We start from the raw sequence: 25932 nt of genomic DNA, 5'->3' as shown, positions 1-25932 counted from the left end.
GAGTACAAAATTAACAGTTATAATGCCAATTTATAATGGAGAAAAAGAATGGATCGACATTTCAATAAAATCAATACTAACTCAAACATATAGAAAATTTCATTTTCTCATCATAAATGACGGATCCAATGATGAAATATCTAATTATCTTGAACACTACACTCAAGATGCTCGAATAAAAATTCGACACCACCATAAAAATCAAGGATTAACACATACTCTTAATGAAGGATTAAATTTATCCAATACGACATGGGTCGCCAGAATGGATTCAGATGACTGGGCTCATCCCGATAGATTTAAAATACAAATGGAATATCTTGAATCTCATCCTGAGACCACTGTTTTGGGGACCCAAGCGACTTATCTTGAAGATAATAAATTACTTCACCCAAACTTACCATTGTTTTATGATCAAGTTGCCGCCACTCTACCATTTTATTGTTGCATTTGCCATCCATCTACAATATTAAATAGAAAGCAAATTATTGCAGGCAATTCATATCCTGACATCAAAAATGCGGAAGACTATGGCTTATGGTTAAATCTTTTATACGATAAAAAGGTAATAATAAATCTACCCAATATTCTCATAAAATATAGAAAAGGCATTAAGAGACCAAATTACCATGATCAACAAAAAATAAACACCATCAACATTCAAAAGGCATTTGACCAGAAAATAGGCATGCAAAATATACGCCCTGAATTCATACAAGATTCCACATGGGATTATATAGATTTGTGGTATGCCGAATACTATCAACTACTTATCAAACATATACCCTATATAGATCGACACTCATTAACGAGACTTATAACTTATCAGAAAAGGGTTGCAGCAAAAAAGCTTTATAGAAAAAATCAATTACCATTATTTAGATATTTACGACAAAAAATGATATATTTATATTATAAAAACAAGCCTTTTTGATTAACTCAGCCTCTAACGACATACGCTTTATGAACAAAGTTACAGATCTTGCTTTAGCGGTTGTAATACCGGTATTTAATACTGAAGCTTATTTGAAACAATGCCTAGATTCCATATTAGCGCAAAGCTTCCGCAATTTTATAATATATGCTGTTGACGATGGCTCCACAGATAACTCTTTAAGCATTTTAGAGTCTTATGCTAAACGAGATAGTAGAATTAAAGTAATCCGGAAAGAGAATGGTGGAGTCTCATCAGCTCGAAACATAGCTTTAGATCACATTGAAAGCGATCGCATCTGCAACTGGGTTACATACATAGATTCCGACGACGTTATTAGTCCAGATTATTTTTTAAATTTTTATAAAATAGCAGTCAAAAACATTGAAATAGAATATATCTGCACATCTGCCATATACTTCAACAATCAAGGAGACTTTCCTCTAACATATCATTTTCCCGAAGAAACAATATTAAATAAGGATCAATGCTTTGAACACTACTTCTCAGATGCTGCTAAGCAAGAAATTGATCCTACTATTCATTTATTCATTGGGAATAGATTTTTTAAAGTAAAATTAATTGAGGGACTACGTTTTCCAGAAAATGTTCACTGCGGTGAAGATCAAATTTTTATGATTCACGCACTTAATAACATCAAAAAATATGGGGCTCTTTCTCCGCGATCAATTTACAAGTATAGGATGAGGAGTTCATCTCTAACGCACACACTCGGAAAACAAGCCGACACGAATTTTAATCTATATAGCAGAATTTATTTTGCACAAAAAAATATTATACCCAATCAAATCATGCAAAAAGTCTACGAAAAACTTATTGTGTATTGGTGGGGCCTCGTAAAATATAGCGTCTTAAACAATAAGCTAGAAAAACAGCAACAACTAAAATCGGTCTATTCACAAATTATATCAGATAAGCATTATCAAAAACTAAAATTTATTTATAGACTGGGCGATACAGCGGTACGCCTATATTTAAAGTACATCTCAAAACAACAAAAAACGAAGCCGCCAGTTGAAGAATCATTATTCAAATAACTTCCCTGCCCTAATCGCGCTCTTTAGTAAGCACCGCTTTTTCAGCATAAACTTGTAGCAAAAATTTTCTCTAAACAAACTAAATCTAATATTAAATAAATTTACAGTAAAGAAATTCTTGTATTTTGCATAATTACTCTCAATTCTTTTTAATTCTTCTAGCTTATCTGCGTCGTTATGACTAGCAAAAGAGGTCATTATATAATAACTCCACCAAGTAGAAAATCTTTGTCCCATTTCTTGAGGACGCCAGGGTTTAGACTTTCCAGCATAATGAATAATCTTCGGGGAGATATTACATTTCCGGTATAAAATATCTATTTCCGAATCGTCAAACGTCCCCTCTTTATAAAACGGGAAACTATTCCAAGTAGGATCTAGCGGTAATACATCATTCGCAAAGACCCTATTCAAAATATCTTGATCATGATATATGAAAGGTGAATATTCATTTGCAATATTAAAAATCTTCTCATCCAGCTTATATTTTTTTATTTTGTCAATATCCATAAGCAAGACCCCAGCATTAAAATAACGATTGGGATCAACTTTTAGATAGTCAGAAATATACTTTTGTAACGTACTTTCATTATACCCATTCGGTGTAATGGCACCTTCATTAATTAGCTTCTTGATTCCTGGATCCACCACAGCCCCAAGACTATTCTTTTTTAGGTCACAAGCAAATAATTTTCCTAAATCATCTTCCACGACCAAATCAGCATCGAGATAAATCACCTTGCTGCAGTACGGAGAAAGTTGAGGAATGAATAATCTGAAATAGGTCTCTATCGGGAGCGGTCCTCTTCCATCTTCCTTTACCAGTTTTTTAATTTTTGGAACACAACTATGCATATCTAAAATAGTGATCAATGCACGTTTTCCATATTTTTTACAAACAAAATCTCTCAAATCTTCAACCAACTTAGCATTCGGAGAGTCAATTAAAATTATAAAATCGAATTCTTCGCCTGAATTCTCCAGAATAGAAACAATCGTAGTTTCAACTTGAGGAAAATAACTATTATTTATAGCAAAAAATACTGGTATCATATTAATTCACACAATTTCAATATTAAAGCCACGATTCGTCAGCAATGAAATTTGCTCCAAACCCAATCCATTTGGAACATTGAACCCTACTTCGCCGACACTTCCTGCTTTTACACTAAAGAAACAATTAATTAGATTCTGAATCTTAGGCGATTTTTCTGTTTGAAATAAAAGACTTTTTAGTAACTTAAGATTTGTTTTTCTATCAATAAATATGCACAACCTAAGTCCAGCGTTGCTAATATAGTCGCTTAAGCCAGCTATCGAATCTGCAATTACAGATATTTGTTTAGTATAGTCATCAAATTTGACTCGCCCGGCGACAAAGATAAATTGGCCGTTATTTAATTTATATTTAACTTGTTCCCACAATTGACTATAGGCTATGATTTCAACAGCAGAAGTTCCATCATCTATTTTCAGAATACCAAATGCTCCTTTTTTCCCCATAACTTGCCTGACATCTACAAGCAGCCCCGCGCAAGAAATATTCGCCTTTGTAGGTACTAATTCACTAAGCTTTTCATTCTCTAATTGACGAATTGTTGTCCTGACTGAGTCATATGGGTGTCCACTCACCCAAAAGCCATAAACATTTTTCTCCCATTCCAGGTCTTTTGACTCTGTCGTTTCAGCATCTTGAAGCACAGGAGTAGCCACTTCCTCACCAAAAAGCGCATCCTGACCTAAATGGTCCTGAAGCCCTCTCGAGTACTGAATAGCATCACTTACGTTGGCGAGCAGAACATTTCTTCTACGATCGATGGAATCAAAGGCGCCGGCCTTGATCAGGCTCTCGAAAATCTTCTGATTAATCTCCGGCACGCGCTTGGCAAAGTTGAAAATGTCCGTATAGGGACCTTCCTCCTTGCGGCTGCGAATGATGCTTTCGACCACAGATCGATTGATGCCTTTGATGGCGCCGAGACCAAACCGAATCTGCGCTTCATTTGGAACCGAGAAGAACCAGTCACTCTTATTGATATCGGCGATCAGGAAATTAATGCCGTTGTTTTTAGCGTCGGTGACAAGCGCGTTCATCTTGTCGCCGTCGTCCATCACCATGCAGAGGTTGGCCGCATAGAAGGATGAGGTGTGATGCACCTTCAGATAAGCAGTCTGATAGGCGACGTAGGAATAAGCGGCTGCGTGAGATTTGTTGAAGCCGTATCCCGCGAATTTTTCCATCAAGTCGAAGATTTCAGTTGCAACCGATTCCTTGACGTTGCGTTCAGCAGCGCCCTTCACAAAGACGGCGCGCTGGCGCTTCATTTCCTCGACGTTCTTTTTACCCATGGCACGACGCAGAAGGTCTGCGCCGCCAAGCGAGTAGCCGCCCACCACCTGAGCGACTCGCATCACCTGTTCCTGATAAACCATGATGCCGTAGGTTTCCTTGAGCACAGGCTCCATGCGCTGGTCAAGGTATTCCACTTTCTCTCGACCGAACTTTCGATCGATAAAGGACGGAATCAGATCCATCGGGCCCGGTCGATAGAGCGCGTTTAAGGCCACCAGGTCTTCGAGACGATCGGGCTTAGCCTGCTTAAGAAGCGTGCGCATGCCTTCCGATTCAAACTGGAATACGGCAGCGGTATTGCCCTGCTGGAAGAGCTCATACGTTTCGACGTCATCCACCGGAATGCGTTCCAGTTCGAAATGCTGTTCCGGATAGAGCTTGTCGATGAACTCAACTGCTTTTGCCAGGATGGAAAGCGTGGTGAGGCCAAGAAAGTCGAACTTCACGAGGCCGACATTTTCCACGTCCTTTTTATCGAACTGGCTGATCGTATTTTCTGGGCGTCCGTCTGAGTTGTAGAGCGGACAAAAGTCAGTCAGTTTCCCCGGCGCAATCAGCACGCCGCCGGCATGCATGCCAAGGTTTCGCGTGAGGCCTTCAAGAGGCTTCGCGATTCGAATGATTTCCTTATATTCGTCGTCGTTTTCGATCGCATCCTTGAATTCCGGCACTTCGGCAATCGCTTCATCAAGCGTGATGTTCCTGCCGGGCTGCATCGGAATCAACTTCGAGAGCGCGTCCGTTTTCATGTAGGGGACGTCCAGTGCGCGGCCGACGTCCCGCACCACCGCCTTGGCGCCCAGAGTACCGAACGTTGCAATCTGGCTCACCGCATCCGCGCCGTACGCGCGCTTCACATACTCAATCGTGCGGTCGCGGTTGTACTGACAGAAGTCCACGTCAAAGTCAGGCATGGACACGCGTTCCGGATTGAGGAAGCGTTCAAAAAGGAGGTCGAAATGGAGCGGATCCAGATCCGTAATGCCAAGGGAATAAGCGACAAGCGACCCTGCGCCTGAGCCGCGCCCCGGCCCCACCGGAACGCCGTTTCGCTTCGACCAGTTGATGAAGTCCTGAACGATAAGGAAGTACCCCGGGAACTTCATGCCCTTGATGATGCCGAGTTCGTATTCGAGACGCTTGTCGTAAGCCGGTCGCTTCTCTTCCAGAACCTTGGGATCCGGATAGAGGAACTCGAGGCGCTTCTGAAGGCCTTCCTTTGAAAGCTTGTCGATGTAATCGTCAAGCGACATGCCGTCGGGAGTGGGAAAAAGCGGAAGCTGCGGCTTGGAGAGGACGCCGTCCAGATTGCAGCGCTTCGCGATTTCAACGGAGTTGACGAGCGCAGCTGGTATGTCCCTGAAGAGCTCGCACATTTCGTCTTCGCTCTTAAAGTACTGCTCTTCCGTAAAGTTTCTGCTCCTTCGCGGGTCCTGGAGCGTATAGCCCTCTGCAATGGAACAGCGCACTTCGTGCGCTTCAAAGTCTTCCTTGTTGAGGAACTGAATCGGATGGGTCGCGACGACGGGAATGCGGTGTTCGGCGGCAAAGTTCGCGAGACGCGCGGTTGCGAGCTCGTCGGAAGGCCTTCCGGCGCGCTGGAGTTCGACATAGAAGCAGTCCGGGAACCATGCCTTATAGCGCTCGAGCGCCTCTTCTGCGAGCGCCCAGCGCTTCGAGAGAAGGAGCTGACCGAGTTCGCCCTGCGAAGCGCCGGAGAGGCAAATCAGCCCCTTTCCTCCGCCGTTATCAAACCAGGCGGGGTCAATCAGTCCGCGGGCAGCGTCGTTCTTCGTGAGGAACGCTTTCGTGAGAAGCACGCAGAGTGAATGGTAGCCCTCATGATTCATGCAGTAGACGCCGAGCCGGTAAGGCTTCTTCAGGTCCTTCGGATTCATGACCCTCAGGTCGCATCCGAGAATCGGCTTGATGCCGGCGGCGAGCGCATGCGTATAAAAGCGCAGCCCCCCGAAAATATTCATCAGATCGCAGATGCCGATTGCCACGCCTCCGCTCTTTTCCACTGCATGGATCATGGGGTCCACGCGAACGATGCCGTCTGTAATTGAATATTCGGAATGGAACCTGAGGTGGATGAAGCGAGGATCGGTCATGAGGATGCTTGAAATTACGGATGCAAAAAACGGCGCCAGGGTTCAGAACCCAAAGCGCCGTCATGTGCGCCGGTATCGGCGCCTCGCGTGCAGGAAAGGAATCAGCTTCCTTGCTGCTCGACAAAGTGCATTCTGAGGTTCGAATCGTATGGCTGAATTTTATTGCGCAGAGCCTCAGAAACGAGCGCATCCTCAAGATTCTCTTTGAGGAGCACCGCATGCACTTCCGGATGGGCCCTGAGGAAGGCTTCCGCCTTATCCCAACCCATAGCGAAGAGCGCCGTGCAGAGGGCATCAGCGCGAGCCCCATGGCTGTCGACAATCGTGACGGAAGCGATGTCCGTCGTCACCGGGCGCCCCGTTACGGGGCTCAGAATATGGCCGTACCGGCGGCCGTTCTTTTCGAAATTGCGTTCATAGGCGCCCGAGGTAATAACGCTCTCGTTCGCAGCAGAAATGACGGCGAAATAGCTGCCGCGCTCCTTGTCCGGGCTCTGGAGCCCGATGCGCCAGGGCTGCCCGGGGAATTTTTCACCGATGGCGACGACATTCCCGCCGAGATCGAGGAGTCCATGCGTAGCGCCCGCTTCCACGAGTTTTTCAGCAAGCTTCTGGCCGATGTAGCCCTTGGCAATGGCGCCCATATCGACGTTCTGGCCCTTACCGATCTGCATGAACCATTGCCCGTTTTCTTCCCAGACACGGACCTTGCGGTGGTCGACGAGTTCAATGGCCTTTTTGATCGCTTCGTCAGAGGGCACCTCATTTCCGCCGAAGCCGATCTTCCAGAGGTTGACGAGCGGACCGATCATGGGCTCAAAGGCGCTCCCGGTTTCATCCGCAATCTTCAGCGCCATCCTCGACATTTCTGCGATTTCAGGCGTCACCGGCACGGCTTCGCCTGCACGGCAGTTGACTTCGTTCAAGGGCGTTTCCTTATGCACGCTCATCATGTCGTCATAGCGCTTTACTTCCGACTCCACGATTTCGGCATAGTGCTTCACGGCTTCAGGCGTTTTCCCGAGAAGCTTCGCGCTCACCACCGTTCCCATATGAAGGGTCGTCGTGTCGAGCTCGTATTCCGGTGCCTGAGCTTCCTGAGATGCGGCAGCAGGCGCCGCGAGAATGCTTTCCGAAGGGAAGGAAAAGCCGATTGCCGCAGCAGCGGCCAGGGAAACGGCTAGCTTTCGAAGCTTAGTTCCGTGGATAAAGAAAAGAGAATGACGAAGCATGGTTTCCCGCAAAGTGCGGCAGTTCTTCCAGAGAGCAATAAAAAAGGGGGATGGCGCTTTTGTAGCGGTCCCCCTTATGACTGATGAGGCGCTTTAAAAGCGTCTCAGCTCAATCCCGAGATTACTGGGCCTTCGAGAGAGCATCCTTAACGGCAGCCTTGATGCCCTCGGAGGAGAGCGTGGCGCCGCCGACGGAGTCAACACCTTCAACGCCGTTCTTCTTGACGATTTCCGGGATCATCTGTTCGATCGGAGCAGCGATGATCATTTCGGTTTCGCCGTGCTTCACAACCTTGACGTCGGCAATCTTGCCGCCCTTGACATCAACCTGAACGGTGATGACGGACTCACGGCCCTTGCCTTCACCCGTGTAGGAGCCATCCTTGTAGGTGGCAGCCTGGGCGCCGACGGCGAGAAGAGCAGCAGCAGCGGCAACAATAATCTTCTTCATGATATGCAGTACCTTTCAAATGAAATGCGCTTTGGGCCATAGGGCGCCGTGAGAAGAGGAAAATCATTTATCCCTTCGCCTGCGCCCGATCGGCAGAAATGAACCTGGGAGGGTTTTATCCTATCTCCCGGCGACGGCTCATCATATCACAGGGAATTTTCGGAATTTCAGAGAAGCCTCTCCCATTAGAGAGACTTCTCTCGGCTTAGGCAAAACGCCTTATTTCCCCCAGGAATCGCGAAGTCCGACGGAAAGGTTGAAAACAGGGTGTTCCGGCGAATGATCCTTGCGATCGGCCACAAAGTAGCCGCTGCGCTCGAACTGGAACTTTTCGTCAGGGTTCGCAAGAGCCGTGCAGGGCTCCACAAACGACTGAAGAATCGTCTTCGAATTGGGCGTGAGGCGATCGAGGAAGCTTCCTTCACCCGCTTCCGGATTGGGTTCGCAGAAAAGCCGGTCGTAGACGCGCACTTCCGCGGCCTTCGCCGTCCTGGCGTCAAGCCAGTGAATGGTGGCCTTCGTCTTCACGCTCATCGACCCTTCGGTGCCCGAACGCGTTTCAGGAAGGTAGTTTGCATGCACGGCGATCACCTTCCCCGAAGCATCCTTCTCAAACGAGGTCGGGACGATGACGTAGCCGTAGCGCAGACGCACGGGCTTGGCGGGAGAACCGTCGGCCGGAATCGTGAGACGGCGGAAGCCCTTGAGCGGCACTTCCGCAAAATCGCTCTCCTCAATCCAGAGCTCGCGCGAGAACGTGATTTCACGCGTTCCCATTTCGGGCTTCTGCGGATGATTTTCCGCGATCAGCGTTTCGGACTGGCCTTCCGGATAGTTGTCGATGATGAGCTTCAGGGGATGAAGCACCGTCATGCGGCGCTCCGCACGGGCTTCGAGGTCCTCGCGCAGGCACTGCTCGAGGACGGAATAGTCGATCCAGCCGCCTGCGACGCGGGAGACGCCGCAGCGCTCCGCAAAAGTCTGCAGGCTTTCCGGCGTGAAGCCGCGGCGGCGCAGACCCACGATCGTGGGCATGCGGGGATCGTCCCAGCCGTCGACGTAGTGTTCGGTCACGAGCTGAATGAGCTTGCGCTTGCTCACCACCACGTAGGTGAGGTTCAGGCGATTGAATTCGTACTGGTGCGAGAGGAGGAAGAAGTTCTTTCTCACCGTCGCCGAGAGCGCAGCCTGAAGAAGCGGCGTGAAGTTTTCCGGGTGCGCGGAGAGTACTTCAAAGAAGCGCTTCACGGACGCATCCGAGAGGTCGGCGGGGACGCCTTCCTTCCAGCCTTCAAAAAGCTTCGCGAGTTCCGCTTCCGGAGCGCTCTGCCCGAGCTTCTCGCGCGCTGCATAGGCGGCCGCTGCGAAAGCCATGGCTCTCGCGTCCTCGCCCTTCGCCATCGCGGCAACGAGCTTCTGCGCTTCCTCGTACTGGGGAGTACGGAGCACCGGAACCACGCGCTCGAGCGCCCAGTCGTAGAACGCACGCTGGTCTTCGAATTCGAGCGTGCAGATCGAATGAGTGATGTTTTCGAGCGAATCCTCGATCGGGTGCGCAAAGGTGTACATCGGATAGATGCACCACTTGTTGCCCGTCGAATGGTGTTCGGCAAAGCGGATGCGGTAGATCGCCGGATCGCGCAGGTTGATGTTGGGGCTCGCCATGTCGATGCGGGCGCGCAGAACCATCGAGCCTTCGGCGTGCTTGCCGTCCCTCATTTCGCGGAAGATGCGCAGATTCTCCTCAACCGAACGATCGCGGTAGGGAGAGTTCTTTCCCGGTTCCTTGAGCGTTCCGCGGTTGTCGCGCATTTCGTCTGCCGTCTGCTCGTCAACATAGGCATAGCCCGTCTTGATGAGGTGCTCGGCAAAGGCGTACATGTACTCAAAGTACGAGCTTGCAAAATAGAGGTTCTTTTCGTTCCCGTGCTCCCAGGAGAAGCCGAGCCAGCGGACGCTGTCGAGAATGCCGTCGACGTATTCCTGATCCTCCTTCACGGGATTGGTATCGTCGAAGCGCATGTGGCAGCGGCCGCCGTAATCGCGGGCAAGGCCGAAATTGAGGCAGATGCTCTTCGCATGGCCGATGTGAAGGTAGCCGTTCGGCTCCGGCGGGAAACGCGTGCGGATTTTCGCCGTATCAGGCTGGCCCTTCTCGAGCTCCTCGGAATAGGGAGCCGGATAGCCGCACCAATAGCGCGGCTGATTGGCGCCTTCAGCCAGATCCTCTTCGATGATGTTGCGAATGAAGTTGGTTGCACGCCCGGTCTGGGCTTCCGTGTTGTCGCTCATCGCGTTTCTTGAATCCTGGGAAAGAGAGAAAAAACCGACGCCGACCTATGGGCGCCGGTTGAAGATGAAAGTATGAATTTTAGCGCGGCGTTTGTTTTCTTACGCTTTGCGGGGAAGACGCAGAATGAGGCTCGAGGTGTCGAGCCTTCCGTCGCCCTTGGCGCTCAGCTCGTCATAGAAGCCGAGAACCTGGCGCGCAACGTCGAGCTTCGAGCCGTTCCTCTCCGCTTCATCGAGCGCAATGCCAAGGTCCTTCCTCATCCAGTCGATCGCAAAGCCGAAGTCGAACTTCCCTTCGACCATGGTTTTGCTGCGGTTGACCATCTGCCACGACGACGCAGCGCCCCCCGACAACGCGGAAATGAGCTTATCCATGTCAAGTCCGGCATTCATGCCGAAGGCAAGGCCTTCGGCAAGCCCCTGCACGCACCCTGCGATGCAGATCTGATTCACCATCTTGGCGAGCTGCCCGGAGCCGACGGCGCCGAAATGCGTGATCTGACTGCTGTAAGCCCGGAGCACCGGATCAATCCGGGTGCAAACTGACGCTTCGCCTCCGAGAAGAACCGTGAGGCATCCGTTTTCGGCGCCTGCCTGACCGCCCGATACCGGAGCATCCACCCACTCGACGCACCTCTTCTGCGCTTCCGCTGCGAGCTCGCGCTCGACCATGGCGCTTGCCGTCGTGTGGTCCACAAACACCGCACCTTCCGCCATGCCGGCGAGCGCCCCATTTTCACCAAGGACGACGCTTCTCAGATCATCGTCGTTGCCGACGCAGGCAAAAACGATCTGAGCGCCTTCTGCAGCCTCACGCGGCGTTTCTGCGATCCGACCTTCGAACTCAGCCGCCCAGCGTTCGGCCTTAGCCGTCGTGCGGTTGTAGACAGCGACTTTGTGGCCTGCGCGCGCAAGATGACCGGCCATGGGATACCCCATGACGCCGAGTCCGATGAAGGCAACCGTCATGGGTTCGGTCTGAGGATAGTTTTTGGTCTGCATAGGAATCCGTCCGGGAAACCGGCAAAAGGGAGTTTCCGCCGTACGCTAGGCCACTGACCCCGCGTGCGGCGGCGGTAATTTTCGAGTCGATCAGCGAATGCCGGTGTGCTCGAAAGCTTCTTCGGCGGTCTTCACGACCTTGCGCGCAAGCGCAGCAGTCGGGTCAATAACCACAACATGCGCGCCCGCGACTTCAAAGTCGTCCGATTCATCGAGAATCAGCGGGAGTTCCGTGCAGCCGAGGATCAGGCAGTTGCAGCCGTGGTCGCGCACGAGCACTTCTGCCGCTGAAAGCAGATCATCGCGGCAGACGCCGTCGGTGAAGCCCGCCTTCGCCCCCTTAGGCCCGTAAATGGCCGCCATGACGCGCTCCTGATGTTCTGCATCGGGCGCAAACATGGCAAGTCCCATGGCCTTCGCCTTGTCGGAATAAATGCCCGTCTGAACGGTGCCGGTCGTGGCAAGAAGTCCGATCCGGGCCTTGTCGCCAAGCTTCGCCTTGATTTCATCGAGCGCAGCCTGCTGCATGTTAATGAAGGGCGTGCGGATGAAGCGCTGGAGATAGGGAAGGAACGCATGCGCCGTATTGCAGGGAACGATGATCGCGTCGCATTCGTCATCCTCGAGGCGCTTCGCGCAGTTGAACATCGCGAGCGTCGGATCCACGCCGCCGTGAAGAAGCGATGCCGTACGGTCGGGGATCTGCGGATTCTGCTCAACCACGACCTTGATGTGTTCCTGGTCCGTCTTCGCGGGCGTCGCCTTCACGATCTTGTCGTAAAGGTCCACCGTTGCCGCCGGCCCGAGACCGCCGATGAGACCCACCTTGAAGGGTTTAGGAAGGCGCTTGGGCGTAGCCTTGACCGCTTCCACTGCGGCATTTCTCAGGAGGTCGATGACGGGGAGTCCGCGCAGACGCAGCTCTTCGGCAAAGCGCGCCATCTGCGTGCAGTTGGGGATGAGCACTTCAGCGCCGGCTTCAAGGAGCTTTTCGCCCGCCTTCATCATCATCTCTTCGTTTTCTGACGAGAAGCCGTGCTTTTTGAGCGCGTTGCCCGGGCTCTGGAGGATGTCGTAGATCGGCGTCAAGTCTTCCACAGGCTTCACGAACTCAAAGTCGGCACCGAAAAGCTTCTCGTAAAAGTCCTGCGGGACGGCGCGCCCGAGGAGACCAATCCTGCGGATGCCTTCTGCCTTAAGGCTTTCCGGAAGTCCTGCAAGGAGCGAAATCACCGGCACCTGAAGCTCCTTCTGGAGTTCAGGAAGGAAGGGCTCCGTTCTGACGTCCGGAATGATGACGGCTTCGCAGCCGGCTTTCTGGAGTTCCGAAGCCGCGAGGAAAGCCGCAATCTTGCGGTCGCCCAGAGCGATCCTCGGCGTCGGAGCCTCAAGCGGCATTTCCTCAGCGGATTCGACGACCTCGACTTCCATATCGAGGTCGGAACCCGTTGCAATAAGCCAGGCCTTGATCTTCAGCCCCGGGAGCGGATTGATTCCGCACGCGACGCCAATTTTTTTGAATCCCATGTTGTCTCTCCTCAACAAACTACTTTCGGCCTCATACGGGCTTCGATCTCACTTTAGTCCTCGCTCGCGAATTCGCCAAGGCGTTCGCCCCACTCATAGAGGGCGCCCAGGATTTCCTGGTGCATTTCGTCGTCAAACTGACCGCTTTCCTGAGCCCGATCAATTTCTTCAAAGTATTGGCTCACGGTAAGCGCCCGGTCTTCTCCTTCCATCAGGCGTCGACGGCAAAACGCCTTCCAGTGCGCTGCGTCCTCTGGAGACAAGGTTTCCGGCCAGTTGCGGGCGCGGTAGCGAAGAAGCATTTCACTGAACTGCGGATCATCAAAGTGAAGCGCTCCGCTTTCAGCGAGGTTTTTGAGTTCTTCTGGGCTCGATTCGCGAATTTTTGCGAACTGCACCTTGTCGTTTGCACTCGCAAATCCTGACGAATAAAGCGACGTATCAGGATCCGGATGGACATCAAGCTTTTCATCGGCAAAGCGCATCCCCAGGACTTCCGCAAAAACCGTCTGAATAAGCGGAATGATTTCCCGGAGCTTGGCAAGGTTCTGCTGAACCACCTCGAAATCGATGCCGTACTGCTTCGCCCGGTCCTGCGAGAGCACGCGAAGATTGGAGCAGACAAAAGGCGACGCATTTGCCTTCAATTGCTTGATTGGCAGGCGCACTGTGCCTGCCGCACGATCCTCAGCCGTCGGGAAGGCACGCTTGCGGAACTCTTCGAGCGACAGCGTGCGCAGAATCGTGGGATCTTCCATCAGATCCCACATCCAGCAATCGTTCTTGTCCTGATAGAAGCAGGCGGCAATGCCGGTGCATCCCCGCGCAATGCCGAAGCGGGGCGTCACCCATACGACGGGCTTTGCGCCGCTGATGGCGGCAAGGACCTTCTCCTTCGTTCGATTTTCAAAGGCCCACTGCCAAAGGCGCGGTTCTTTTTCCGCGAGAAGTCTCGCGAGGCCGATCGTCGCCTCAACGTCTGAAAGCGCATCATGGGCATGGCCATGTTCAATGCCGTTGGCCTTGGTCAGAAATTCGAGCTTGAAGCAGACGCCGCTTCTGCCGGCAGCCTTCGGGTACACCGCCGGATCAATTTCTTCCCACTTCGGCCAGTTGATGGCGTCGCCCCGCAGCGCCCAGGCAGCGCAAACGACAGGAAAGAGATCCCACCGGGAGCAGCCGTTCGCCCAGCTGTGCTGATAGGCGTCGAGGAAATTCCGCCAGAAGAGAAAGCGATTGACTTCATCGTCGAATCCGAGCGTGTTGTAGCCGATGCTCACCGTACCAGGGGCATTAAGCCGCTCCCAGACGTCCTGCGCGAACTCGGTTTCCCTCAATCCCTTTTCTTCGCAGAGCTGAGGCGTGATTCCGGTGAGCAGAGAGCTCTCCGGGCTCGGGAGCTGATCCATGGCCGGGCGGCAATAGAAAACCTCGCCCTCCGACACGGGTTCAAAATTGAGGCCCGTGCGGCGGCCTGCGAACTGTGCGGGGCGATTTCTCTTCGGATCCACACCGAAGGTTTCGTAGTCGTACCAGTAGAAAGTGGGGTTCCGGGGCTTCATTTGCGTCATCTGCTTCAAGTTTCCTGTCTTTTGCTCTGTCGACTTAGGCGAGGATCACGTCCCACTCTTCCTGCGAATAGGCGGCTTCCACTTCGAGAAGAATGGGTCTTTCAACCGACTGCTGAAGGAGTTCGAGCGCCTGGGATTCCTCTTCGAGGAGAAGGTCGATCACCGTCTGACTGGCCAGAATCCGGTACTCCTTCATGTCCTTATATTGCTTCGAAAGCCTCACGATCTCACGGAGGATCTCATAGCAAACCGTCCTTGCCGTCTTGATTTCGCCGCGTCCCCCGCAGATCGGGCAGGTTTCACAGAGCACATGCGCAAGAGACTCCCGCGTGCGCTTTCTCGTCATGGCGACAAGTCCGAGCTCATTGAAGCCGCTCACGGTCATCTTGGTGCGGTCGTGCGCGACCGCACGCCGCAGCTCGCTCAACACCGCCTCACGGTGCTCGTCCTTCGCCATGTCGATGAAGTCGACGATGATGATGCCGCCCAGGTTCCTGAGCCTCAGCTGCCGCGCGATGACCTGCGCCGCCTCAAGATTGGTTTTGAAGACGGTGTCGCTGAAATCGCGCTTTCCGACGTAGGCTCCGGTATTGACGTCGATCGTCGTCATCGCTTCCGTCTGGTCGAAAACGAGATAGCCGCCGCTCTTCAGATCCACCCGGCGCCCGAGCGCTTTCTCGAGCTCAGCGTCAATGCCGTAAAGCTCAAAGAGGGGCGTCTCGCCTTCATAGAAATGAAGCTTCTCAGCCGCCGTCGGCACAAACTGCCGGGCAAACGTCTGAAGAGCCTTGAATTCGCCTCGTTCATCCACTTCAATTGAAGCGGTTTCTTCGTGCACAAGATCGCGAAGCACTCTTTGTGAAAGCGTGAGATCCTGGTAGAGGAGTTTCGGCCCCTTCGCTTCACGCGCCTTCTGCTGAATTTCCTTCCAGAGGTGCGCAAGGTAGGTCATGTCCGTGCGGAATTCCTCTTCCGTCGCGCCTTCCTCAGCGCTCGTTCGGACGATGTAGCCGCCTTTTTCTTCCGGAGGCCGAAGCGCCGTCACTTCTTCCCGTAGTCGTTCTCGAAGCGCTTCGTCATCAATGCGCTGAGAGACGCCGATGTGCGTGTCGTTGGGAAGGTAGACGAGTTTCCGGCCGGCAAGCGAAATCGTTGTCGTGAGCCTCGCTCCCTTCGTTCCGATCGGGTCCTTTGCGACCTGAACCATCAGGCGCTGCCCTTCGTGAAGAAGGGTTTCGATCGGGCGAAGCGCACCGGTTTCGGTGCGCGCTCCTTCTATTTCAGCAATATGAAGGAAGGCCGTGCGCTCGAGGCCGACATTCAGAAATGCGCTCTGCATGCCCGGAAGCACGCGGACCACCTGACCGTAATAGACGTTTCCCACCAGACCCCGGGCGCACATGCGCTCAACGAGGATGTCCTTCAGGATGCCGTCCTCTAAAATGGCAACTCGCGCTTCCTCGCGGGAGCTGTTGATAAGGATTTGTTCCACGAATTTTTCAGCGCTTTACTAGAAGCGCCCCTTGATTTTCACTGCTGCGCTCATTCTATAGGCGCCCGACATCCTGCATGATCCTCATTACCGGCGGAGCCGGCTTCATCGGCTCAAACTTCATTCTTGAATGGCTTCAGCACCACCAGGAACCCGTGGTGAACCTTGATGCGCTCACCTACGCCGGCAACCTTGAGAACCTGAATTCCGTCAGAAACGATCCGCGCTACCGCTTCATCTTTGGGAATGTGGCCGACGCTGATGCGGTTGCCGAAGCGTTCGACCGCTTTCATCCGAGAGCCGTCATCCATTTCGCGGCGGAAAGCCATGTAGACCGCTCTATTTCGGGCCCCAAAATCTTCATCGAAACCAATGTGCTCGGCACGGCCACGCTCCTTGAAGCGGCGCGCCGCTACCGGGATTCATTGAGCGAGGAGGAGCGTTCAGCCTTCCGCTTCATCAACATTTCAACGGATGAGGTCTACGGGTTCCTAACGAAGGAAGCCCCGCCCGCTGTTGAAGATACGCCCTTCGACCCGAGCAGTCCCTATTCGGCAAGCAAAGCTGCGCAGGATCAGCTAGGCCGCGCCTATGCCCGGACGTACGGCATGCCCGTCATCACCGTACGCTGCACGAATAACTATGGGCCGCGTCAGTACCCCGAGAAGCTCACGCCGAGCGTGATTCAAAAAGCGCTCTCCGGCGAACCGATACCCGTTTACGGAAGCGGCCTTCAGATCCGCGACTGGATCCATGTTTCGGACTTCTGCCGTGCAATCACGCTGATTCTCGAAAAAGGTCTCCCGGGAGAGATTTACAACGTGGGCGCAAACAACGAGCTCACGAATCTCGACTACATCGAGCGCATCTGCACTCGTCTCGACGCGCTGAAGCCCAGCCCGCAGGGGTCTTATGCTGAACTCATCAGACATGTTTCCGATCGTCCGGGGCATGACGTTCGATACGGGCTCAATGCCGCGAAGCTTCGCCGGATGCTCGGCTGGAAGCCGCAGGTAGACTTTTCAGCCGGCCTGGATGCAACACTCCGCTGGTACCTCGCTCATTTCTCCCTGCAAGGCAAGGAACAATAAAAATGAAAATCCTGATCGTCTCCCTGCGTTATCTCGGCGACTGCCTTCTCGCGGCAGCACTTGCTCCGGCAATTAAGGAGAAGCTCCCGGATGCTCAGGTTGACCTTCTGACCTTCAAGGACAATCGCGGAATTCTTGAAGGCATTTCAGCCATCGACAACGTCATCGGCGTTGAGCACCATCCCAATAAATTCCGGCAGGCGCTTGATCACATCCGGTCATGGAACAGCTATGACTGGGCGCTCTCCACCATGAACAGCACTCGCTGCACGTTTTACAGCTGGTCGAGCGCCAAGCATCAGGTGATGCCTCAGACCTTTAATAAAACGAAAGATCTGTGGATTCATCTTCTCATCAGCAAATTTGTTCCATGGGCGCCTGGACATATGCTGGACACCTTTACAGCATTGGCAGAACCTGTTGTCGGGTCGATCCCTCCCCTCAAGCCTGTTGCGCCGGATGCCCCGCTCTCTGATGATCTATCACAACTTTTAGCTCCGTTAGGAGACTATGTCGTCTGCCATCCCTGTTCACGCTACCAGGATAAAAACTGGTCTAAGAATGAATGGCAAAAGCTCTTTGGCAAAATTCTGGAAAGCGGAAAAGGAATCTGCCTGACGGGCGGTCCCTCTGCTTTTGAGCGCGACTACATCAGTGAAATTTCTGCCGGGTTTCCCTCTGACAAGGTGGTTTCCATTGCCGGGAAAGCCTCTTTCGGGCAAACCGGAAGACTCATCAGGAATGCATGCGCCTTTGTGGGTGTTGATACTGCAACGGCTCACGTTGCTGCAGCCACTGGAACACCGTCGTTTTTCCTTTTTGGTCCCACATCTGCTCGGGTATGGGGACCCTCACCCAAAGATGGGCGACCCGCTCATTTTTCCGGCCTGCAGGATATCCAGACTGTTCTCAACGTAACCATTATCCGACAGGATCAACCACAGCCCTGCGACGGTTGCAGCAATCACCGCTGCGCACATTTTGATCCGCCAGAACTGTCCCGGTGCATGCAGAGCATTTCTGCCGAAAAAGTCTGGCGAGCACTTTCAAATGTCCTTTGAATGCTGCTGGAACACGCGAACGGACATAAAGACCCCAACGAGAAGCAAAATCATGCCGACGCTCATGAGTGTCGTCGGCATTTGCTCCCTCATGATGTGCGCGTAGATGACGGCAAAGATCGTTTCAAAAATAATCATTTGTCCTCCAAGCGCTCTCGGCAGACGCTGACTCATGGCATTCCAGAAACAAATCGCAAGCCATGAACAAACCACCCCCAGAAAAAGAACGCCAGCCGCAAACTTTTCGGGGGTTTCTCCGAGCGCATGCATGATCCCGCCGTCATTCCAGACATACCAGACCAGGCCAATCAGTGATGCCGGCAACGCTGCTGCGCCCTGAGCGGCCGTCCAGAACATCGGCGACATCTTGCCTCGATGACGAATAAGCCATTCCGCATTGCTTAAGGGATACCAGGTCCAGACCAACAGGCTGAGAAACGCATAGAAAACGCCCAGCCAGAATCCTGAAGGAGGTTCAGACGATGTCTGAAGAAAGTATGCAAACTCCGTCCAGTTGAGGCATACCATCCCGGCACCCACCACTGAAAGCGGAAGGACGAGCTTCCCCCACGCAACCCCGTGTCCGACGCGGGCTGCGGAGAGATTCGCAACAATTGCCACGCTGATGGGAATAACTGCCGTAAAAGCTCCAGCGATCGGAGCGCCGGCGAGCTGTACAGCTGAAGCCAAAAGCCAGTAGAAAAAGAGGTTGCCGATGACGCCCAGAGCGATTGCGCTCCACCAGTCCCCTGCAGTCATCTGACGCACATACCGCAGGTTGAAGAAAAGCAAAACTGTCGACAGCGCCCCGAAAATGGTATAGCGCGCAAGTGCAATCAGCAGGGGATCATAGGCGGCAAGCCAGAGCGGGATCATGTAGACCAGCCCCCAGAGCGCGCAGGCGACCACACCGTATATGAAACCGGTCAGCATCATGATTGTGTCTAAGGATCCCTTACAGAAAAAGGCGCGCCTCTCAGAGCGCGCCCTTCGAACATTACCCGTTCTTTGCGTCAGCTGCTTTTGCTGAACTGAATCGTGTAGAGATGATGGTAGAACCCCTGACGTGCGAGGAGCTCTTCGTGACTGCCGATCTCGGCAATGCCGCCGTCACGCATGACCACAATACGGTCTGCATTGATGATCGTCGATAGTCGATGAGCAACCACAAAAGACGTACGTCCTTTGAGAAGCGTATCGAGCGACTTCTGAATATGCTTCTCGCTTTCCGTATCAAGCGCACTGGTCGCTTCGTCAAGAAGCAACACAGGAGCATTTTTAAGGAAAGCTCTTGCAATGGAAATGCGCTGGCGCTGGCCGCCCGAAAGCATGCTGCCGTTCGCGCCGACCTGCGTATCCAGACCGTCGGGCAAAGTCTTGATGAAATCCGTAAGCGCTGCAGCATCCGCCGCTGCCTCAATCTGCTCACGCGTCACAGTGTCTTTGCAGCCATAGGCAATGTTGTTTGCGATGGTGTCGTCAAAGATCACTACGTCCTGACTCACCAACGCGATCTGCCGCCTCAGACTTTCAAGCGTCAGCTCCCTCTGCGGAATACCGTCAAAGTAGATTTCACCTTCAGTCGGATTCCAGAATCTTGGGATCAGGTTGATGAGCGTCGATTTGCCCGCGCCTGAAGAACCCACCAGAGCGATCATTTCGCCGGGCTTCACATCAAGCGTGAAGTTTTTTAGAGTCGCCTTTTCTGCCCCAGGATACGTAAAGCCGACATGGTCGAAAATGACCTCGCCTTTAATGCGCTTGACGTCCCGAGTACCCTCATCCTTCTCCGGAAGCTCGTCAATCATTTTGAAGAGGCTTTCCGCTGCCGCAGTCATGGCTGCGGTCGACCCCATCACATTGGAAAGGTGCTTGATCGGCGGAAGCAGAAGCAGCATCGCAGAGAGGAACGTCGTGAACTCGCCGATTGTGAGAATGCCGGCCTGCGCCTGAAGAAGCGCAAACACCACGACGATGGAAACGCCGCACATAGAGACCAACTGAGTGAGCGGAGTGCCCGCCGCCTTGATCTGCTGAGTCTTCAGCGTCAGATCCTTGAGAAGTTCGTTGACCTTGCGGAAGCGCTGACGCTCGTATTCATAGCCGTTATAAATTTTGACGACGCGCTCACCGTTATACGTCTCCTGAATAGTGCCGATAAGCTTGCCGAAACTCTGCTGCTGCTTTGTTGTTAGCTGCTTGATGTGTTTCGTGATCCAGCGAAGAATGATGTAGAGCAACGGACACGTCACAAAGGTAACGATCGTCAGCATCCAGTTGTGCCAGATGAGAACGCCAAGCAGACAAGCAATCTGAATGCAGTCGCGAATGATGGTCGTCATCACCGAAGCGGCATTCGAAAGCGCCGTAGCGGCCTCATTGATGAACTTTGACTGGACTTCGCCGCATCGGTATTTGAAGAAAAGCTCATCGCCCCAGCGGAGGATGCGATCGAACATCAGGGTGCGGATCTCGATTAAAACGCCCTGAGATACGCGAACCAAAAGATACTGGCTCAGATACTGCGTACCGCCGTGCAGAATCGAAATGCCGATGAGTGCCAAAGGCGCCAGATAGAGAACAATCGTGTCCTGCTTGTAGAACCCCATATCCGTTAATTTGCCCAGCACTAAGGCAATCAGAGAAGAAGCTCCGCCCCCCAGAATCATGCTGACCGCAGCGCCGATGATGTACGCCTTATAAGGAGGCAAGTACCGGAAAAGCCTCATAAGCTGAGGATTGCCGAAGATGGGAAGTTGCTTAAGGTTCATGGCCGCTCTGCATCTTGAGAATGCGCCATGATACTAGGCCTCGGGGTACAATGTGAGGCCATTATAAATTTTTCTTGTATTTCAAATAATTTGCTTAAACAGCAACATTGCATCCGCACCTGGGGCGACTGATGAGAATTGGCATCTTTTGTAATACTTTCGGCCGCTCGGGCGGCATGGAGACTTATGCTCTGAATATGGTCAAGGCCTGTCTGCAGCTGGGCCACACACCCGTAGTCTTCTGCAAAAAAGCCGACCGTTCACTTCCCTTTGCGGATCAGTGCGAAATTCATGAATATTCGCTTCAGCTCCTCCCCAACAAACTCTACCTGTGGCTATTCCATCGCTGGCTGAGCAGAATAACGAAGCAAGTGCCCGTCGAGTTTTCCATAGGCTGCTGTTTGGGAGGGTTCCCCGAAGTCATTGCATGCGGCGGAACTCGAATCGGCTACCTGAAGGCAATGAGGAAGCCTCTTATGCCGTGGGACCGCATGCTGATCAGCATTGAACGTGCATCGTATGGCAACGCCAAATTTGTGGTGGCCCATGCCCAAACGATGGAACGTGAACTCACAGAACTTTACGGCATTGATGCTTCTAAAATTTCCGTAATTTATCCGCCCCAACATTTTCCGGAAATCAAGCAAAGTCCAGATATTGCTGCACTCCGTAAAAAATATGGGCTGCCGGAAGACAGAACAATTTTTCTTTTCCCATCTTTGAGCCATAAAAGAAAAGGGTTTGATCTTCTTAAGCAATACTTCACATCCACAAAACACAACGAACTTCTTGTTGTAGCCGGGAAGCCTGTACCTGCAGGCTGCCGGAATATTCTGCATTTAGGCTTTTGCACCAATATGCAGGAAATTTATCAGCTATCTGATTACACCATTCTGGCGAGCTTTTATGACCCGCTAGGCACTGTTGGCATTGAAAGCATCTGGAATGGAACTCCTGCGGTTATGGCTAATGGAATTGGATGCCACGAAGTTATTGATCCATCTGTTATCAGAGGTTTTGACCCTTATAACTACGAGAGTCTCTGCCAATGCATGGAAGACCTGCAGCAGCATCCTATTCCCAAACTAAATCAACCCTACCAAAGATACCTGAATTATCCTGTCGATAAAACACCTGAGCTTCATCTGCAGGAAATTATACAATTAGTGTCAGCATCGAAATGATGAACAGAGCTTCAAAGTCATGCAAGATTACATCTCGAAAGCTCTTCTTCAAATAAAAAAATTAGGGAATCACAGAATAGCGCGGCGTAAAAAACAAAAATGTGATTCCATTATTCAAAAAATAAATTCCGACAGCAGTATTGTGGACAATAGATTGAAATCTATTCCACAAAATGTATCTTCCATTTTATTTCTGGACACCTTGGATTGTTTTGGCGATGCTCTTTTCATTAACAGCATCATTCATCAACTCAACCTAACGCACCCTGAAATTGACATCACTGTTGCCACTAGTCATAAACTAAACGCAATCTACGCTACATCGATTTGCAAAATCATAGATCTATCCGCGCAGCTGCCGCCAGCAGACATCATCATAGATCTCTGTTATTCGGACAATGCGTTAATCGATTTTCGTTTAGACAAACTAAAATCTTCCACCTCGTTCATCATAACTTGCTCCAAGTTGGTGTCCGCTGCAAAAATATACAGCGCATATTTCGATTTTTCTAAAACCAATCATTTTGGCGAAAGAACTCAGCAGATTACTTCCGTCATTCAAAAGTTATGCACGCATAAAATTCAGCCGACGCAGAAGAACATTGCCATCAATGCAACAGAGCCAGATAACGTCCTTCCTCCTTACATACCTCACATTAAAGCCACAAAAGATAGCCATAACTATATTTACATAAATACCGAAGGGCGCACTAAGGATCGAAATATCTCTCCAGATCAGCTATCTTATTTAGCAGAATACTTATCGCAACATTATCCTAATCTGCACGCTGTCGTTTATTCGAATAACCAAGAATCAATTGAAATAATAAAAAATAGTTCAAACTTATCCCTAGCTCACACTCAAAATTTCTTAGACGCCTGCATTCTGGTAGAAAATTCTCTCTTAACGATTACTCCAGATACGTCGATTGTTCATGTTTCTTCAGCCTATAACATCCCCGTAATTGCTTTATATTGCGGCAATGATCTTGAATATTTCAGAGAATATTCTACCTCTCAAATCTGGGCGCCCCTTTCTAAACAGCACATTTTGCTAAAACCTCCTGTTTATTGGGTAAAGCAAGTTCCCATCAAAAGAATTAAACCCGCTAAAATAACAGAAGCGGTGGACATTCTCCTGACTCAACTCATTTCAAACCCTCATTAAGCTTAGTTACCCATGTCGGATATTTTGTGCAGACTTCCCAACCATGTCGGCGACTGCTGCATGGCACTGCCTGGTCTCAGGCTTCTGGAGGCGAGCGGCCTCACCCCGGTTCTGACCGGCAAGCGCTGGGCAGAAGATCTTCTTGCGGGTACAGGATGGCGCTTCGAACCGATTGAAGGTCATGTCACCGAAGACTTTTCGCGCATCCGGAATATTGCGCGGCACTTTGGTCCGTCGCCCAGGGGATTGCTTTTCCCTAACTCTTTGAGTTCTGCACTTCTCTACGCTCTAGGCGGCATTAAAAGCGCCGGCTATCCGACCGACTGGCGCCGCCTGTTCCTCGATAAGTCCGTCCCCGAACCCGGGAAAATGCACGAGGTAGAACGGTTCTTTACTCTGGCTCACGGTGCACTCGAAGCGTGGGGCATCAAACCCGCATGGGATAAGGTTCCGCCGTCTCTTGGCCTCACGCCGCTGAAGCGCCATGAAGCGGGCGCACGCAATCTGATGCAGGAACTCAAAATCCCCGAAAACTTTGCGCTTCTTGCGCCTATTGCCCGCGGCCTCCATCACGGCAAAAAGAAGCATTGGGAGCACTTCAATGCACTCTGCGCGCCTTTGAGAGATCTTGGCATTGAACCCGTCGTCTTCCCGTCAGTACGCGAAGCTGATTTAGCCCGTGCCGCATGTCCGGATGCCATGATCTGCCCGCCTACTACGCTCGGCACGCTTGCCGCGCTTGCCAAGCGCTCCCGCATGGTTATTGCGAACGACTCAGGTCTCAGTCATGTGGCAGCGGCTGTCGGTGCTCCCCAGATTACGCTGATCGGCGTCACGGATCCTTCCCGCACCCGTCCCTGGAACCCCAGAGCAATTGTGCTCGGCAAGGAAGGCGCCTGGCCGACGTTGGACGAAGTGCTGGCAGCCGTCAAGAAGCTTGCTTCATGAGACTTCGCCCGCCTTCACCATTTCCTCTGCAAGGACTTTCGTTTTCTGCGTGATGAGAAGCCCGCCCAGCATGCGGGCTATCTCATCCACACGCGCCTGACCGAAAAGCTCCTTAAGGTAGCTTACCGTCTCAAATCCATCAGATATTTTTTCAACCTTGAGATGATGGTCGCCGCAGGCGGCAACCTGAGGGAGATGCGTCACGCAGAGCACCTGACGCGATTCCCCGAGCTTCTTCATCATTCGGCCGACCACTTCGCCGGTTGCGCCTCCAACACCGCTGTCCACCTCGTCAAATATGAGCGTTGGAACCGTGGTATTACGCGAGGAAAGCGTAAAAATAGCGAGTCCGATGCGTGAGAGCTCGCCGCCGGACGCTACTTTAGCGAGCGGACTCACATCCACACCCGGATGCCCGGCCATAAGAAACTCGCATTTTTCCGAACCATGTTCCGAAGGTGCACACGCCTCGAGCGCCACTTCAAAGCGGCCGCCCTTCATTGAGAGCTGCTGCATTTCCTCTGTGACGGCTCGAGCAAACTTCTCAGCCGCACTGCGGCGAACTTGAGTAAGAAGCTTCGCCTTGGCGTCGTATGCCTTGCGCGCAAGCGCTTCAGCCTTGCGAAGCGCTTCCAGATTTTCTTCCCCCTTAAGCTCCTCCAGACGCTTTCTGCTCTCGGCTTCGAGCTCATAGAGCATTTCGGGCTCCGTCCGGTATTTCCGTGCGAGGTTGAAGTAGCGCGAGACGCGCCTGTCGACTTTTTCAAACCTTGCGCCGTCAGTATCCGTGCGATCCAGAATGTTCTCTAGGTCTCCTGCCGCATCATCAATAAGTTCCGCAGCAGTCGTCAGCGTTTCACTGATATTTTTGAGCCGCACGTCATATTCGGACAGCGACTCAACCCGCATCTGAGCCTTTGTCACCAGGTCTCCCGCAGCATTTTCCCCCTGCGTCAGCCATTCAATCGACTCATTAAGTCCTTCGGTAATGGAAACAGCATGTGCGAGGCGAGAATGCTCCTGATTGAGTTCTTCCCATTCGCCTTTTTTGGGGGAAAGCGCATCCAGATCCTCAAGGAGCCAGTTGAGCTGCTCAATCCTTGCGGTACGAATATCCGCCCCTGAAGTGGCCTCTTCTAACCTGCGCGCAGCTGCGCTCCACTCTGCATGCGCGTTTTTAACTTCGCTGAGAATCGCCGCATCGTCGGCATATGCATCGAGAAGCTTCAGCTGGCATTGAGATTTGAGAAGGAGCTGGTGCGCATGCTGCCCCTGAATGTCGGCAAGCGTGTCGCCAAGCTCCCGGAGCTGCGAGAGCGTCACGGAAATGCCGTTAATCCATGCCCGGGAGCGTCCGCTACGGTCAATGGCGCGACGCACCAGCACGCTCCCGGCACCGGACTCAAGAAGATCATTTTCCTCAAGCCAATGACGGGAGGCGTCGCCCAGGGAAAATTCCGCAATGATGTTCGCTCGCTCGCATCCCTGCCGCACCAGATCCGCATCGCCTCTGCCGCCTCTAATGAGCTGAATGGCATCAATCAGAATTGATTTGCCGGCACCGGTCTCGCCCGTAAGCACCGTAAAGCCTGAAGAGAGATCAAGCGAAAGCTGATCAACAATGACGAAATCCTTGAGATTGAGCGTTGTGAGCATGAAGGGCCCCTCAGGCCGAAAAAGAGA

19 protein-coding genes are annotated in these 25932 nt (G+C 52.1%); 7 read left to right on the top strand and 12 right to left on the bottom strand.

What is annotated here, in order from left to right:
* On the top strand, positions 1 to 934 hold a 934-nt coding region (locus Q0106_RS11835), incomplete at its 5' end, for a glycosyltransferase (protein WP_297613270.1).
* A gap of 29 nt (positions 935 to 963) precedes the next feature.
* Positions 964 to 1992 (top strand): glycosyltransferase family 2 protein, encoded by a 1029-nt coding sequence (locus Q0106_RS11830; protein ID WP_297613267.1) that lies wholly within the window; start codon positions 964 to 966, stop codon positions 1990 to 1992.
* Here Q0106_RS11830 and Q0106_RS11825 read toward each other — a convergent pair.
* The 9 genes from Q0106_RS11825 to rng form a co-directional block, all read right to left on the bottom strand.
* Positions 1981 to 3045, bottom strand: coding sequence for a glycosyltransferase family 8 protein (locus tag Q0106_RS11825; protein WP_297613264.1), 1065 nt, complete (start codon positions 3043 to 3045; stop codon positions 1981 to 1983). The genes Q0106_RS11830 and Q0106_RS11825 overlap by 12 nt on opposite strands.
* Before the next feature lie 6 nt (positions 3046 to 3051).
* On the bottom strand, positions 3052 to 6459 hold the full coding sequence (gene dnaE, locus Q0106_RS11820; RefSeq protein ID WP_297613261.1) for a DNA polymerase III subunit alpha: 3408 nt from the start codon (positions 6457 to 6459) through the stop codon (positions 3052 to 3054).
* 101 nt (positions 6460 to 6560) lie between these two features.
* On the bottom strand, positions 6561 to 7691 hold the full coding sequence (locus tag Q0106_RS11815; RefSeq protein WP_297613258.1) for an FAD:protein FMN transferase: 1131 nt from the start codon (positions 7689 to 7691) through the stop codon (positions 6561 to 6563).
* Positions 7692 to 7812: 121 nt separating this feature from the next.
* Complete coding sequence (locus Q0106_RS11810) at positions 7813 to 8142, bottom strand: FMN-binding protein (protein ID WP_139688600.1); 330 nt, start codon at positions 8140 to 8142, stop codon at positions 7813 to 7815.
* 219 nt (positions 8143 to 8361) lie between these two features.
* A complete protein-coding gene (locus tag Q0106_RS11805; protein WP_297613254.1) occupies positions 8362 to 10434 on the bottom strand; it encodes a glutamine--tRNA ligase in 2073 nt (690 codons plus the stop codon).
* A gap of 99 nt (positions 10435 to 10533) precedes the next feature.
* Complete coding sequence (locus Q0106_RS11800) at positions 10534 to 11436, bottom strand: NAD(P)-dependent oxidoreductase (RefSeq protein WP_297613250.1); 903 nt, start codon at positions 11434 to 11436, stop codon at positions 10534 to 10536.
* A gap of 90 nt (positions 11437 to 11526) precedes the next feature.
* Entirely contained in the window at positions 11527 to 12963 is a 1437-nt protein-coding gene (locus Q0106_RS11795; RefSeq protein WP_297613247.1) for an amino acid racemase, read from the bottom strand.
* Positions 12964 to 13016: 53 nt separating this feature from the next.
* Complete coding sequence (gene sbcB / locus Q0106_RS11790; protein WP_297613244.1) at positions 13017 to 14534, bottom strand: exodeoxyribonuclease I; 1518 nt, start codon at positions 14532 to 14534, stop codon at positions 13017 to 13019.
* Positions 14535 to 14568: 34 nt separating this feature from the next.
* The gene (gene rng, locus Q0106_RS11785; RefSeq protein WP_297613241.1) at positions 14569 to 16026 is read right to left on the bottom strand and encodes a ribonuclease G; all 1458 of its coding nucleotides are present in this window, start codon (positions 16024 to 16026) and stop codon (positions 14569 to 14571) included.
* 77 nt (positions 16027 to 16103) lie between these two features.
* Here rng and rfbB point away from each other — a divergent pair, with 77 nt between their 5' ends.
* Entirely contained in the window at positions 16104 to 17117 is a 1014-nt protein-coding gene (rfbB, locus tag Q0106_RS11780) for a dTDP-glucose 4,6-dehydratase (protein WP_297613238.1), read from the top strand.
* Between the two features lie 2 nt (positions 17118 to 17119).
* Positions 17120 to 18178 carry a glycosyltransferase family 9 protein gene (locus Q0106_RS11775; protein ID WP_297613235.1) on the top strand — a complete coding sequence of 353 codons (1059 nt, stop codon included), beginning with the start codon at positions 17120 to 17122 and terminating at the stop codon, positions 18176 to 18178.
* Here Q0106_RS11775 and Q0106_RS11770 read toward each other — a convergent pair.
* The gene (locus Q0106_RS11770; RefSeq protein ID WP_297613232.1) at positions 18164 to 19114 is read right to left on the bottom strand and encodes a DMT family transporter; all 951 of its coding nucleotides are present in this window, start codon (positions 19112 to 19114) and stop codon (positions 18164 to 18166) included. The genes Q0106_RS11775 and Q0106_RS11770 overlap by 15 nt on opposite strands.
* A 77-nt stretch (positions 19115 to 19191) precedes the next feature.
* Entirely contained in the window at positions 19192 to 20949 is a 1758-nt protein-coding gene (gene msbA / locus Q0106_RS11765; protein ID WP_297613229.1) for a lipid A export permease/ATP-binding protein MsbA, read from the bottom strand.
* A gap of 131 nt (positions 20950 to 21080) precedes the next feature.
* Between msbA and Q0106_RS11760 the strand changes: the two genes are divergently transcribed.
* Genes Q0106_RS11760 through Q0106_RS11750 form a run of 3 tightly spaced genes read left to right on the top strand, consistent with a single transcriptional unit; the run spans position 21081 to position 24249 of the window.
* Positions 21081 to 22133 carry a glycosyltransferase family 4 protein gene (locus Q0106_RS11760; protein ID WP_297613226.1) on the top strand — a complete coding sequence of 351 codons (1053 nt, stop codon included), beginning with the start codon at positions 21081 to 21083 and terminating at the stop codon, positions 22131 to 22133.
* Between the two features lie 19 nt (positions 22134 to 22152).
* Positions 22153 to 23301, top strand: coding sequence for a glycosyltransferase family 9 protein (locus Q0106_RS11755; RefSeq protein ID WP_297613223.1), 1149 nt, complete (start codon positions 22153 to 22155; stop codon positions 23299 to 23301).
* 60 nt (positions 23302 to 23361) lie between these two features.
* Positions 23362 to 24249 carry a glycosyltransferase family 9 protein gene (locus tag Q0106_RS11750; protein ID WP_297613220.1) on the top strand — a complete coding sequence of 296 codons (888 nt, stop codon included), beginning with the start codon at positions 23362 to 23364 and terminating at the stop codon, positions 24247 to 24249.
* Here the strand turns inward: Q0106_RS11750 and recN are convergent.
* Positions 24244 to 25905: a DNA repair protein RecN gene (gene recN / locus Q0106_RS11745; RefSeq protein ID WP_297613217.1), complete on the bottom strand. Its 1662-nt coding sequence runs from the start codon at positions 25903 to 25905 to the stop codon at positions 24244 to 24246. The two genes, Q0106_RS11750 and recN, sit on opposite strands and share 6 nt — an antisense overlap.
* Between the last annotated feature and the right edge of the window lie 27 nt (positions 25906 to 25932).

Origin of the sequence: uncultured Sutterella sp. (assembly GCF_937923675.1) — a bacterium.
GTDB lineage: Bacteria > Pseudomonadota > Gammaproteobacteria > Burkholderiales > Burkholderiaceae_F > Sutterella.
This window is presented reverse-complemented; position numbering and strand designations above follow the sequence as displayed.